At 39.4% G+C, this 13,778-nt stretch carries 13 protein-coding genes; 7 read left to right on the top strand and 6 right to left on the bottom strand.

Annotated elements, in window-relative coordinates:
* Window positions 1-65: 65 nt before the first annotated feature.
* On the top strand, window positions 66-2,330 hold the full coding sequence (locus tag A9P82_RS12620) for a GH92 family glycosyl hydrolase (RefSeq protein WP_066208360.1): 2,265 nt from the start codon (window positions 66-68) through the stop codon (window positions 2,328-2,330).
* A gap of 125 nt (window positions 2,331-2,455) precedes the next feature.
* Here A9P82_RS12620 and A9P82_RS12615 read toward each other — a convergent pair whose 3' ends face one another.
* The 4 genes from A9P82_RS12615 to A9P82_RS12600 all read right to left on the bottom strand — a co-directional run bounded on the left by A9P82_RS12615 (window position 2,456) and on the right by A9P82_RS12600 (window position 7,156).
* Entirely contained in the window at window positions 2,456-3,646 is a 1,191-nt protein-coding gene (locus tag A9P82_RS12615; RefSeq protein ID WP_066208358.1) for a pyridoxal phosphate-dependent aminotransferase, read from the bottom strand.
* Window positions 3,647-3,698: 52 nt separating this feature from the next.
* Window positions 3,699-4,439 carry a DUF4397 domain-containing protein gene (locus tag A9P82_RS12610; RefSeq protein WP_066208356.1) on the bottom strand — a complete coding sequence of 247 codons (741 nt, stop codon included), beginning with the start codon at window positions 4,437-4,439 and terminating at the stop codon, window positions 3,699-3,701.
* A gap of 18 nt (window positions 4,440-4,457) precedes the next feature.
* On the bottom strand, window positions 4,458-5,888 hold the full coding sequence (locus tag A9P82_RS12605) for an L-serine ammonia-lyase (protein ID WP_066208355.1): 1,431 nt from the start codon (window positions 5,886-5,888) through the stop codon (window positions 4,458-4,460).
* 86 nt (window positions 5,889-5,974) lie between these two features.
* The gene (locus A9P82_RS12600) at window positions 5,975-7,156 is read right to left on the bottom strand and encodes a serine hydrolase domain-containing protein (protein ID WP_156522685.1); all 1,182 of its coding nucleotides are present in this window, start codon (window positions 7,154-7,156) and stop codon (window positions 5,975-5,977) included.
* Window positions 7,157-7,329: 173 nt separating this feature from the next.
* Here A9P82_RS12600 and A9P82_RS12595 point away from each other — a divergent pair, with 173 nt between their 5' ends.
* The 5 genes from A9P82_RS12595 (at window position 7,330) to A9P82_RS12575 (ending at window position 10,414) form a co-directional block, all read left to right on the top strand.
* Window positions 7,330-7,572, top strand: a complete 243-nt coding sequence (locus A9P82_RS12595) for a DUF6364 family protein (RefSeq protein ID WP_066208352.1) — start codon at window positions 7,330-7,332, stop codon at window positions 7,570-7,572.
* Complete coding sequence (locus A9P82_RS12590) at window positions 7,572-7,985, top strand: type II toxin-antitoxin system VapC family toxin (protein WP_066208351.1); 414 nt, start codon at window positions 7,572-7,574, stop codon at window positions 7,983-7,985. Before A9P82_RS12595 ends, A9P82_RS12590 begins: the two co-directional genes overlap by 1 nt.
* A 16-nt stretch (window positions 7,986-8,001) precedes the next feature.
* Window positions 8,002-9,126 (top strand): putative sugar nucleotidyl transferase, encoded by a 1,125-nt coding sequence (locus A9P82_RS12585; RefSeq protein ID WP_066208348.1) that lies wholly within the window; start codon window positions 8,002-8,004, stop codon window positions 9,124-9,126.
* A gap of 69 nt (window positions 9,127-9,195) precedes the next feature.
* Window positions 9,196-9,957 (top strand): triose-phosphate isomerase, encoded by a 762-nt coding sequence (tpiA, locus tag A9P82_RS12580; RefSeq protein ID WP_066208347.1) that lies wholly within the window; start codon window positions 9,196-9,198, stop codon window positions 9,955-9,957.
* A gap of 52 nt (window positions 9,958-10,009) precedes the next feature.
* Complete coding sequence (locus tag A9P82_RS12575; RefSeq protein ID WP_066208346.1) at window positions 10,010-10,414, top strand: NADH-quinone oxidoreductase subunit A; 405 nt, start codon at window positions 10,010-10,012, stop codon at window positions 10,412-10,414.
* A 95-nt stretch (window positions 10,415-10,509) separates the two neighbouring features.
* Here the strand turns inward: A9P82_RS12575 and htpG are convergent, their stop codons facing one another.
* Window positions 10,510-12,321: a molecular chaperone HtpG gene (gene htpG / locus A9P82_RS12570; RefSeq protein ID WP_197492170.1), complete on the bottom strand. Its 1,812-nt coding sequence runs from the start codon at window positions 12,319-12,321 to the stop codon at window positions 10,510-10,512.
* A 149-nt stretch (window positions 12,322-12,470) separates the two neighbouring features.
* Between htpG and A9P82_RS12565 the strand changes: the two genes are divergently transcribed.
* Window positions 12,471-13,127, top strand: coding sequence for a phosphorylase family protein (locus A9P82_RS12565; protein ID WP_066208342.1), 657 nt, complete (start codon window positions 12,471-12,473; stop codon window positions 13,125-13,127).
* On the opposite strand, the gene A9P82_RS12560 is transcribed toward A9P82_RS12565, so the two are convergent.
* Window positions 13,124-13,597, bottom strand: coding sequence for a regulatory protein RecX (locus A9P82_RS12560; protein ID WP_066208340.1), 474 nt, complete (start codon window positions 13,595-13,597; stop codon window positions 13,124-13,126). The two genes, A9P82_RS12565 and A9P82_RS12560, sit on opposite strands and share 4 nt — an antisense overlap.
* Window positions 13,598-13,778: the final 181 nt, after the last annotated feature.

The raw sequence follows: 13,778 nt of genomic DNA, 5'->3' as shown, positions 1-13,778 counted from the left end.
TTCATTAATAAGACAAGATAAAATAATTGGCTAAAGTTGTAGTTTAAATTTTAGCTATTCACTTTATGAAGAAAAAATTCATTGTTCCCATCGCAGCATTCATCGGCTCGTCGCTGAGTTTGCAGGCGCAGAATCTTGTTCAATACGTCAATCCGTTTATCGGCACAGGCGCGGTAGATGCATCCAGTTTATCCGGAAGTAATTTCCCCGGAGCTACCGTTCCTTTCGGTTTCGTACAATTAAGCCCGGATACACAAATTGGTCCCGACGACCCGGCTTCGGGCTACGATTATAATGATAAAACCATTATCGGTTTCAGCCATACGCATTTAAGCGGAACGGGCGTTTCCGATTTGTTTGATGTATTGCTGATGCCCACAACAGGCGAAATTAAAACTGTTCCCGGCGATGCCGGCAAACCGGGAAGCGGCTACCAATCTGCATTTTTACACAAAGACGAATCTGCAAAGCCCGGATATTATCAGGTAAAGTTGCAGGATTACAACATCAACGTTGAACTTACGGCAACAGCGCACGCTGGCTTTCATCGTTATACTTTTCCACAGGGAAATGAAGGTCATGTGATTCTTGATATGAATCATTCTCTGAATAAAAAAAGAGGCTATTGGCAATGCAAAATCATTGATGCACAAATAAGGCAAATTGATAATAAAACCATTGAAGGTTACAGAATCATTACAGGTTGGGCACAGCTGAGAAAAGTGTATTTCTATGCACAATTTTCCAAACCTATTTTATCCAACGAAATGGTGGACGGCGGACGCGTTTATCAAAACAATTCTATCGTTAACGGAACCAACCTTCGCGCAGCATTTAATTTCGATACAAAAGACGGAAGTCCTCTATTGGTAAAAGTTGGTCTGTCTGAAGTAAGCGCAGAAAACGCAAAAGAAAATCTGCAAACGGAAATCCCCGGTTGGGATTTTGAAAAAGTTGTGAGCGATGCGCAAAGCCAATGGGAAAAAGAATTGGACAAAATTTCCATCGATGGTACATTGGAACAAAAGCAAATTTTTTATACAGGTTTGTACCACGCATTTACGCAGCCGAATAACCTTGCCGATGTAAACGGCGATTATATGGCGAGCGATTACACCATTCACAAAGCGGCAGATAAAACCAATTACTCCACCTTCTCATTGTGGGATACTTATCGTGCAGCACATCCTTTGTACACGCTCATTGAGCCTGATAAAGACGCCGGTTTTGTCCGTAGTATGATGCGCCAATACGAAACTTACGGCTATCTTCCTATCTGGCAATTGTGGGGCGAAGAAAATTATTGCATGATTGGCAACCACGCCATTCCCGCGATTGTGGATGCTGTTTTAAAAGGCATTCCGGGCATCGATATTAACGAAGCCTATGCAGCAGTAAAAGCGTCTTCAACGGTAAGTCATCAAGGTTCTCCTTTTAATGTCTGGGACAAATATCATTATATGCCGGAAGACAAGCAATCACAATCTGTATCCATCACTTTGGAAATGAGCTTTGACGATTGGTGCGTGGCACAATTGGCGAAAAAGCTCGGCAAAACGGACGACTATAATTACTTCATGCAAAGAAGCCAAAATTATAAAAACGTGTATGATGCTTCCACCGGATTTTTCAGAGGTAAGAACAGCGACGGCAAATGGATTACGCCGTTCAATCCATTGTCATACGGCGGCAACGGCGGCTATCCTTATACCGAAGCCAACGCGTGGCAATATCTCTGGTATGTTCCGCAAGATGTTGACGGCATGATTAATTTGTTCGGCGGAAAAGAAAAATTCATTGCAAAGCTCGATTCTTTCTTTACTTTAAAAGACACTTCTGCCGAAAAGAACGGTAATGCTTCCGGCTTCATCGGTCAGTATGCGCACGGCAATGAACCGAGCCATCATATCACATATTTATACAACTACGCCGGTCAGCCATGGAAAACACAATATTACGTTTCACAAGTGCTGAATACTTTGTATAATAATTCATTTTCCGGCTATTCAGGCAATGAAGATTGCGGGCAAATGTCATCGTGGTATATCTTTAGCGCGATGGGTTTTTATCCTGTAAATCCTGCGGACGGAATTTATGACATCGGTTCGCCGGTTTTAAAGAACGCGGTTATTCATTTAGAAAACGGAAAAACCTTTACCGTTACCACGAAAAATGTTTCGCCGGAAAACAGATATATCCAATCTGTAAAACTAAATGGAGAGAAATACAACAAAACTTACATCACGCACAGCGATATTGAAAACGGCGGCACGCTCGATTTTGTAATGGGCGCAAAACCAAATAAAAAGTGGGGTGTAAATAAAAAATAAGAACGGCGCTTTATTAAAATCAAAAGGCTTCCCGAAAATTTGGGAAGCCTTTTATTTATTCAAAAATTCATGCTGAATAACCACAAATACATTCAGCAAACTATCTGTGCATCTATGGCATATATTTATTTCAGTTTTGCCAAAGCGTCTTTAATTCTTGCCCAGCCTTTTTCGATGTTTTCGATGCTGTTGGCAAAAGAAAAACGCACACAGTTCGGTTCGCCAAAAGCCGCACCCATCACGGAAGAAACGTGCGCCGTGTTCAGCAAATACATACAAAAATCTGCGGAGTTTCCGATGGTTGTAGTTCCGTCCGTTTTACCGAAGAAAGCGCTTACATCAGGAAAAATATAAAACGCGCCATCAGGTTCAGTAACTTTTAATCCTTCTATTTCGCTTACCAATTCCAGTACACGTTTTTTGCGACGCGTAAATTCTTTCGTCATTTCCAGCGAAGGAGTAATATCAGTTGTAAGAGCCGTTACTGCTGCTTTCTGCGTAATGGAGTTGGTTGCACTGGTCATTTGTCCCTGCAATTTTTCCATTCCTTTTGTAATATCGATAGGTGCTGCTGTATAACCTAAACGCCAACCCGTCATGGCAAAACCTTTGCTCAATCCGTTTACAATCACGACTCTGTCGCGAAGCTCTTCAAACTGTGCAATGCTTTCGTGTGCGCCTACATAGTTGATGTATTCATAAATTTCGTCGGAAATGATGGCAATTTGCGGGTACTTTTTAAATACTTCTGCCAACGCTTCCAATTCTTTCTTACTGTAAACTGCGCCGGATGGATTGCATGGCGAAGAGAACAAAAACACCTTTGTTTTCGGCGTGATAGCTGCTTCTAATTGTGCAGCATTGATTTTAAATTTCGCTTCCGGCGTAGTGCGGATTTCCATTACTTTTCCACGTGCAATTTTTACCAACTCGGAATAAGTAACCCAATACGGCGTAGGAATAATTACTTCGTCGCCATCGTCCACCAAAGCAAGGATGGCGTTTGCCAGGCTTTGTTTTGCACCTGTTGACAAAACTATTTCTTCAGGTTTATACACTAAATTATTATCTCTTTTCAGTTTTGTACAAACAGCTTCGCGTGCATCCAAATATCCCGCAACAGGCGTATAGTGCGACCAGTTATCATTAATGGCTTTAACAGCTGCATCCTTTATGTGCTGCGGCGTATCAAAATCCGGTTCGCCAAGACTTAAATCAATTACATCGATTCCTTGTGCGCGCAGTTCGCGTCCGAGTTTTGCCATTTTGAGCGTTTCCGGCTCGGCAAATCTGTCTAAAAGAGAAGAAAGTTGCATTGTGTTTTATGTTTGTGAAAATTTGATTGCCGCAAAGATAAATGCTTTCGCGCTATTGCTGAATGAATCTTACTTTCATCGAATCGGCGCCTGTGCTTTCATAATTGCCTTCAAGGAGAACTGTATAGAACGCCCCTTTGATAAGCGAGAAACTTGTATCATACACATCTTGCCGGTCGGCGCTTCGCTGAAAAACAAATTTATATCGCAGCGTATGTACTGAATAAAATTGCGCCAACGCCGAATTGCCATTTACATCAAGATATGACCTGCTTTGAAAAATAACGGAGTTTGTCCTCAATGTATCATTTGTTGTTCCGGCATTTGCACCTTCCAACTGAACCATATAAAAATTCACGGGTGGCAGGTTGTAGGCAAAATTCAGTAATTGAATTTTTGCTGTATCATACAAAGGTGCAACACGCGCATTTCCCGTAAGTGAATACAAAACCGAGTCTGAACCTGTTGTTGAGTCGGGAACGAGGTAAAGCGAATAATATAAGTTGGGTTGCAGATTAATATTGCCCGTTAATACATTTGTCTTTGTCGTGCTCTTGATTACCTGCAACGAATAAAACCCCGGCGTTCCTATTGCGAAAGGAGATATGCTGTCATAAGCTACATCGGTCAATAAATCTTTGTCGCCGATATGCAGGTTGAATGTTTTGCCGTAACAAGTATTCATCATCTGCACGTAAGTCGGACGAATATCGCCATTAACGCCGCTTTTACTGCAAGCAGCAAACAGCACAATTAATAAGGAAAGAAAAAATATAAGATTGCGTATTTTCATTTTCAGTTTTATGTTTCATCAACATTCGCTCAAGCCTAAAGGAATGTGTATTGCCAATCCGCCGTCGGCTGTTTCCTTGTATTTACTGTTCATATCCAAAGCTGTTTCCCACATGGTTTTTACCACTTTGTCGAGAGAAACTTTTGCATAATCGGGCGCGCTTTGCAATGCCAACTGACACGCTGTAATTGCTTTGATAGCGCCCATTGTATTTCGCTCGATGCAAGGAATTTGTACCAAACCGCCAATAGGGTCACAGGTCAACCCCAGATGATGTTCCATTGCTATTTCTGCAGCCATTAATGCCTGCTTTTGCGTACCACCCAAGCTCTCAGCGAGCGCCGCCGCAGCCATTGCCGAAGATACACCAATTTCTGCCTGACAACCACCCATTGCCGCGGAAATAGTAGCACCTTTTTTAAAGATACTTCCTATCTCTGAAGCGGTCAAAAGAAAACGGATGATTTTATCTTCGTCATCGCCGTTACAAAAAATTATATAATATTGCAGCACCGCAGGAATAACACCGGCTGCACCATTTGTAGGCGCTGTAACCACTCTGCCGAACGAGGCGTTTTCTTCGTTCACGGCAAGCGCGAAACAACTTAGCCAATCCAACACAGCATTAAAATTCCCCGCCGTTTTTTTAATTAAGCCAATCCATTCATCGTAAGAACTATAAACTTCGTTTTTGATTAATTTTTTGTTGAGTTCATAAGCGCGGCGGCGAACTTTTAATCCGCCCGGCAATTCTCCCTTTGAGTGGCAACCGCGATAAATACAGGCTTTCATGGTTTCCCATATTTTAAGAATGCCTGCGCGGGTTTCATCATCACTGCGCCACGCGCTTTCATTTTCCCAAACGACTTCGTTGATGGAAAGTCCCGTTTTGATACACCAGAAAATCAAGTCATCGGCATCATTTACAGGAAAAGGCAATTCGACTTTATCTTTTTTCTGCGCCTTATTTTCACCTTCTTTTATTACAAATCCACCACCAATAGAATACCATGTTTCACTAATATTATCGCCGTTTTTCAGCGTTAATAAAAACGTCAAAGCGTTGGGATGAAAAGGCAAGGCTTCGTTGTACAAAAAAACAATATCTTCCAAAGGGCTAAATTCAATTGCATAAACTCCACCGAGCAGAAGACTGCTTGTTTCGGCTATATGCTGCATTTTGAAATCAATCAGGTTAACATCGGTCGTTTCCGGGTTTTCGCCCAGCAAACCCATTTTCACGGCAACATCCGTTCCATGTCCATGACCGGTTTTCGCCAGAGAGCCATAGAGCAAAACCTGTAAATGCGCGGCATTTTCCAAGCCGTATTTTTCCTTTACCGACTGCACAAAATTCAATGCTGCACGCCATGGTCCGAGCGTGTGCGAACTTGAAGGTCCTACGCCTATTTTAAACATATCAAACACGGAAATAGATTCGTGCGGCATAAAAAAAGTTTAATGTAGCAAAGCTAAATATTGTTTCGCGTATTTATGCAACACAGAAAAGAAGTAACAATGTTTTGTAACCGCGATTACAATCCCGATTCGCTTTCGCTCAGAGGTGCCAAATCGTTGCTGTCGGGAATCCCGGTAAATATTTCCCCTATCTTTTTTGCATTATAATTATTAGGATTGTATTTATTTCCCAGCAAAATAATAGTTGCCGTGTCTTTCACAAACCGTGTAAATACATTGTTGCTGCCATGCCAATAGCCGTTGTGATAAACAATGGAATCTCCGGTTTTATGATTCACATACGTGCGCCACGCAAGCCCATAATTATGCATTGAAGGATGCTCAAGGCTTTGCGGCACTAATGCCATTTTAAGTGTGGATGCTTTGATAAATGTGTGCATATACAAGCTTCTGTCCCACTTCAGTAAATCGCGCACAGTACTGTAAATATTTTTATCTCCGTAAGTGCAATCGATATTCGTCATCGGAAACGGACGATTACCCGAATATGTGGGTATGTAATTTGCCGTATCTTTTATCGAAAAAACATACGTGTGCGTCATGCCCAAAGGCATAAACACACTGTCTTTCATAAATTTCGGATAAGGCATTTTCGTTACTTTTTCCAGAATAGATGCAAGTATCACAAAATTGGTATTGCAATATTGAAATGCACGGTTGGGCAAATTGGACGGCTTAGGTCTATTTGCAATCATGTAATCAATCACATCCTGATTGGTCGCGTGCCTGTTGCGCGGAAAACCTTTTTCCATAAAGTCTAAATAATTAGGTAAACCGCTGCGATGCGACAGCAACATTTTAATGGTAATACCCTGATACGGAAATGCGGGAAAATACTTTTGAATATAATCATCTAATGACAATTTATGTTCTTCCCACAAGTGTAAAATTGCCATGCCTGTAAGCGTTTTGCTTGTAGATGCAAGGTGCATAGGCGTTTCAGGCGTTATGGGCGTTTTTTTGCGGAAGTCATAAACGCCGTGATAATCTTCGTAAACGATTTGCCCGTTTTTGGCAACCAAAATTTCTCCATTGAAATGCGAGCCTAAAATTTTGTGATAAGCAGCTTCGGCTTTATCATGATAATATTGCTTTTCCGGCGGCGTCAAAGGTTTAAATATCGACGAATCGCCTTTAACAGGCAATTTAGTACCGGCAGACGCTTTATTATTTTTTTTCGCTCCGCACGACATAGACAATAAAACTGCGGAAGCAAACAATATATATACTGATTTCACTAAAAACGTTTTTGAGATGGACAAAAATAACAGAAAAATATGCTGCTTTTCAGAGATTAGACCTGCTGCAAAGAAAATAAGATTTCGTTAGGAATTGAAAAATAATATTCCACAGATGTGCCTTATAAATTCTTACGTGATTTTTTTATAATTTTGTACGTAAATATATTTTTATGAGCACGAAACTTACATTGAATATAGACGAAACAATTATTGAAAATGCGAAGTCTTACGCCAAAGAAAATGAAGTAAGCCTTTCCAAGCTGATTGAAAATTATCTGCATTCACTTACCTCAAAAAAATCTGCAAAGAAAGAAATAAGTCCTTTGGTAGAAAGTCTTACGGGCGTAATTGATTTGCAGAAAAAAGATTACAAAAAATCTCGTGCAGATTATCTTTCAAAAAAATATGCTTAATGGACAAAGTGTTGGTAGATACAAATATTGTGATTGATTTGCTTGCGAAAAGAACGCCATTTTACAAAGATGCGCAGGAGCTTTTTACACTTGCAGATTACAACAAAAATAAATTATTCGTTTCTGCATTAACTTTTGCGGATACGCATTATCTTTTGTCCAATCAATACAAGATTGATACTGCAAGAAAAATTCTATTGAAGTTCAAAACATTGGTCAGCGTATTGCCTTTTAACGATAAGGTTTTAGACCTTGCGCTTGTTTCGGACTTTAAAGATTTTGAAGATACGGTGCAGTTTCATATTGCGCAGGAACACAATTTGGACATCATTGTTACGCGCAACAAAAAAGATTTTGCATTGTCTTCGTTGCCTGTTTTAACGGCGAAAGAATATTTGCATAAATTGCAATAATTCAAAACTTCACAGCATGGTAATTATTTTATTTGAAGAACAAGCGCAGAGAGAAAAATTTTATCCACTTACGTTTACAAAACCTTTTGCGGAGTTGCACGCAGGCATTTTTTCTATTAAAGAATGGTGGGAAAAATTTACCAAGCAAAAAGTAATTTCTTCCAATGAAATTTTGGACGAGCAAGAAGAGACAATTTATATCAACGCACATTTGTTGCCCAACGAAAATATCTGGAACGAAATACAAAATTTAAAAACCGATGAACCGCTGAAAGACAACAACGGCAATACTTTGGCGCGGAAAACATTGTTGCACGGCGAAAAATTTTTATCGGTAAAAGCAAATGTGAATGTTGATTTTATCGAAACACCGCAACAGCTTTTGCAGCATCATGCAAAAATTATAGAACAACAATTTCATTTGATTATAAAAGAAAAACCATCGCAAAAAATATCATCAACCAACAACATCATTAAGGAAGAAAATATTTTCGTGGATGAAAATGTAGAAATGGAATATGCGACATTGAATGCGAAAGAAGGCTTCATTTATATCGGCGCAAACGCAGTCGTAATGGAAGGTTCAGCCATTCGCAGCGCATTTGCTTTGGGAGAAAATTCTGTTGTAAAAATGGGCGCGAAAATTTACGGTGCAGTTTCTACAGGACGAAAATGCACGCTCGGCGGCGAAATCAAAAACACCATTTTTCAGCATTGTAGCAACAAAGCGCACGACGGTTATCTCGGCGATTCCATCATTGGAAGCTGGTGTAATTTTGGTGCAGGCGCCACCAACAGCAATGTGAAAAACACGGCAAGCAATGTGGGTGTTTACGATTATCATTCCAAACAATTTCTTCCAACAACTAAAAAGTTCGGTGTTCTGCTTGGCGATTATTCGCGTGTTGCGATTAACAGTTCCATTAACACAGGAAGCAGTATTGGCGCGGCTTGTAACGTTTTTGGCGCAGGTTTGTTACCGAAATTTATTCCGAATTTTTCCTGGGGAGTTGATGAAAAATATGAATTTGAAAAAGCTGTTGAACACATCAATAACTGGATGGCTTTTAAACAGGAGCAATTAAGTGAAGATGAAATTCAAACTTTGAAACATATCTTTGAAACTTTGGACTTTCAGTAAGACAGAAAGTCAATTTAGTCAGAAAGACAAAAATTATTCATTACTCATCATTAATTATTCATTAGCATCATGCGTACACAAATTGCGGCGGCAAACTGGAAAATGAATCTCACGCTTCAGCAAGGCGAAGCTTTACTGAAAGGAATTTTATCAAAAGCAAAAACGCTGAATGAGCATCAGCAAATTGTCTTCGCCGTGCCTGCGCCATACTTACAAGCAGCGGTAAACATTATCAATGGAACGAAAAATGTTTTTGTATCTGCACAAAATATATATAACAAAAAATCCGGCGCATATACGGGCGAAATATCTGTTGAAATGTTGAACTCGATTGGTGTCACACACACAATTATCGGGCATTCCGAGCGCAGAGAATATTTTAATGAGCATTATAAATTTCTTGCAGAGAAAGTGGACATTGCTTTGGAAAATAATATCACGCCTGTTTTTTGTTGCGGCGAACCTTTAGGTATTCGCGAAGCGGGAACGCAAAATGCTTTTGTAGCAAAACAACTGGAAGAATCTGTTTTTCATTTGTCAAAAAATGAAATAAAAAAAGTAGTAATCGCTTATGAGCCAATTTGGGCAATAGGCACAGGCAAAACCGCTACAAGCCAACAGGCGCAAGACATTCAGCATCATCTCCGTTCGCTGATTGCGAAACATTACGATGAAGAAACAGCAAACGAAATTTCTATTTTATACGGCGGAAGCGTGAAAGCTGCAAATGCAAATGAATTGTTTTCTCAACCCGATATTGACGGCGGATTGGTCGGCGGTGCATCGTTGATGGAAGATGAATTTGTAAAAATTATTGAGGCATTGAAGTAGCGTTTTTCTTTTCACACAATAACCTTAATTTTGTCGCATAATTTTTAAAAAAATGAGTTTATTAAATATTCTACTCGCAGCACCAGAAGTTGTTGAAAAGTCTGCGGATTATTTACCAATCATTATACAAGTAGTTGTGGCGTTGGCTATTGTTGTTGGAATGTTGGGACTTTCTGCAATGGTCGGACCGAAAAGAAAAACAAGCGATAAGCTGGAAAACTTTACGAGCGGTATTGCCACACATGGAAATGCGCGCCAACCGATGGCGATTAAATATTTTTTAATTGCGATTTTGTTTGTGTTGTTCGACGTGGAAGTGATTTTCTTTTATCCTTATGCCGTAAATTTTAAAGGTCTCGGCTGGAATGGCTTTGGAGAGGTTGTGTTGTTTGTAGCATTCTTTCTGGTTGGTTTTGTTTACATTATTAAAAAAGGCGCGTTGAAGTGGGAAGATTAATAAATTAATGCTCGCAAAGACACAAAGAATTTTATATAAGAAAAGGCTCGAAGAAAATAAATCTTCGAGCCTTTTGCTTTGTGTCTTTGTGAGAATTAATTCTTCATTAACTCCACACTTCGATTAATAAATTCTGTCAAATTGCTTCCTTTCAATAAACCTTGTGAAAGCAATGCCAAATCAGCGAGATTACGAATTTGCTTTTCTTGCTGCGCTTTATTTCCTTCTTTCAACAATGTTTGATAAATTGGATGATTGCCGTTTACAGTTAGGTTAACTTCATCAGGCATTGTCGCGTAGAAAGCAGTCATGCCGCCACCTACGGCGCCCATATCTTTCATGCGACGCATAAATTCCGGGCGTGTTGCAACTACCGGCGCAGTTTCTGCACTAAGTCCTTTCACATCTACCGAAATATTTAGTCCCGGAACTTTTACATCGAATAACGATTTCAATTTTTCCGTTTCATCTTTGCTTAATACGCTTTCTGCATTTTCATTTTTGTCAATTAAATTATCAACAATATCCGCATCCACGCGCGTAAACTGAACGTCGCTCCATTTCATTTCCATATTGTTGATGAACGCGGCGTCCACAATCGTTTCAAAGCGTACAACCTTGAAACCCTTGTCTGCTGCGGCTTTCAAGTAAGCGTCTTGTTGCACCAAATCTGTTGTGTACAAAATCACGTATTTGTCGTCTTTGTTTTTTTGTAAGGCTTCGGTTGCTGTTTTGTACTCATCAAGTGTATAAAAAGCTGTTTCATCTTTTGCATCCTGCATGATGAAATATTTATTGGCTTTGTCCAGAAACTTGTCTTCTGTCATCATGCCGTACTTCACAAACAAACCGATGCTTTCCCATTTTTCTTCAAAAGATTTCCGGTCATTCTTGAAAATTTCTTCCAGTTTGTCGGAAACTTTTTTCGTAATGTGTGCGTTGATTTTTTTCACATTCGGGTCGCCCTGCAAATAGCTGCGGCTCACGTTTAGCGGAATGTCGGGACTGTCAATTACACCGTGTAACAACATTAAAAATTCAGGAACAATATCTTTCACTTCATCAGTTACAAAAACCTGATTGCTGTACAATTGAATCTTGTCTTTCTGAATTTCATAGCTCTGTTTGATTTTCGGGAAATACAAAATACCCGTGAGATTGAAAGGATAATCCACATTCAGATGAATCCAAAACAAAGGCGGTTCGCCGAAAGGATATAATTCTTTGTAGAAATTTTTATAATCATCGTCCGTGAGTTCGGAAGGTTTTTTAATCCAAAGCGGTTCGGTGTTATTGATTTGTTTGTCTTCAAAGAAGATCGGAATCGGCAGGAATTTGCAGAACTTTTCCAATAAGCCACGAATTTTATCGGCATCTAAAAATTCTTCGCTTTCGCTGTTGATATGTAAAACAATCTTCGTTCCGCGTTCTGCTTTGTCGATTTCGCCTATTTCATAAGACGGACTTCCGTCGCAACTCCACAAAGTTGCAGGCGCATCTTTGTAACTTTTGGTGTAAACATCCACCTTGTCGCTTACCATAAATGCACTATAAAAACCAAGCCCGAAATGCCCGATAATATTGGCATCTTTATACTTGTTCAAAAATTCTTCCGCGCCGCTGAAAGCCACTTGGTTCAGGTATTTGTCCACTTCTTCGGCGGTCATGCCCACACCCTTGTCTTCAATCGTGAGCGTTTTATTTTCCTTGTCGATTGATACATCAATGCGCAGTTCGCCCAACTCGCCTTTGGCTTCGCCGATAGACGAAAGCGTTTTTATTTTTTGCGAAGCATCCACCGCGTTGCTGATTAATTCGCGCAAAAAAATGTCATGTTCGCTGTATAAAAATTTTTTAATAATCGGGAAAATATTTTCCGTCTGTACACGTATTTGTCCTTTTTCCATAATTGATTTTTTATTACACGAATTTTTACAAATTACACGAATCTCTTTTGAATATTAATTCGCTTCAATTCGTGTAATCCGTGTTTAACAAAGAAAATACCAAATCCTTTTTGCTGACAGGATGACAAAAAATTTATGATTTGCAATTTATGATTTATGATTTTTTTACTTTTGAACCTATGAAAGTCATCATCACTTCTGCGACAGATTTAGAAGTACAGCCATTGAAGAATTTGGTTGAAAAAAGCGATTTAAAAAACATTCATTTTCACACTTCCGGCGTGGGTATTTTACAAAGTTGTTTTTCCATACAAAGAATGATTGTGGAAGAAAAACCTGATTTCATTTTGCAAGTGGGCATTGCCGGAACATTTGATGAACACTGCGTTTTGGGCGATGTGGTTGTGGTTGAAGAAGAATTTTCCGGCAGCTGCGGCGTGGAAGAAAACGGCGAATGGAAATCGCTTGTCGATTTGAATTTGGGCGAAAAAATCAGCTTAAAAAATCCTTTTTTAAAAGAATACAATTTGCTTCATTTGCCCGAAGTAAAAGCCATTACGATTGATGAAATTACAACTAATAAAAATCGTATTCAACAACTGAAAAATAAATACAATCCTTTTCTCGAATCGATGGAAGGCGCGTCGCTACACTATTGCGGCTTGCAATATAACGTTCCGTTTTTACAAATGCGCGGCATTTCCAACATCGCGGGCGAACGCGACAAACAGCTTTGGAAAATAAAAGACGCCGTTGTGAATGTGTGCGAAAAAAGTTTTATGCAGCTTCAAAAATTGGTTCGTTAAACCTGTTTCGTTCTTATTTTCTGCAAGGCTTCTTTTATCAATGCAATTTCAAAGCCTTTTTGCAAAAGATAGCGCGTAGTTTTTACTTCACGGTTGATGTATTGCTCATTTTTCAAACTCTTCCATTTTGCGGCGGCAAGTTTTTCCAACGTGTTTTTATAATCGGTTTCATTAATTTCCCGCAACGCAATTTTAATATTGTACGGGCTTACTCTTTTCAGTTTTAATTCATTCACAATTTTTATTTTGCCCCATTGCTTCATGCGGAATTTCCCGCCGGCGAATAAAGAAGCAAAACGTTCTTCATTCAGGTAATTTTGCTCAATCAATTCTCCCAAAATATTTTCCACTTCGGGTTTGTACAATCCAAAACCATACAGTTTATCTTTCACTTCCTGATGGCTTCGCTCCTGATAAGCGCAATACGATTTTATTTTTTGCAAAGCCTGTTGCGGCGTTAATCGGTTCATTTTTAAATTACCAAATTGTCAAATGTTCAAATTAAATTTTCCTTGTTTCGTTTCTAATTAGTAAAATTGCACTTTAAGAAGTATATTTAAAAAAATTTCCGAATGAAACTGAGCTTGAATTTTTTAGCATAAAGAAAACTTACCTGCGAAGTTCCGTTCAACAACAGAAAAATAAAAAAGT

Origin of the sequence: Arachidicoccus sp. BS20 (assembly GCF_001659705.1) — a bacterium.
GTDB lineage: Bacteria > Bacteroidota > Bacteroidia > Chitinophagales > Chitinophagaceae > Arachidicoccus.
Note: the sequence above shows the minus strand (reverse complement) of the source record. Positions and strands in the feature narration are given on the sequence as shown.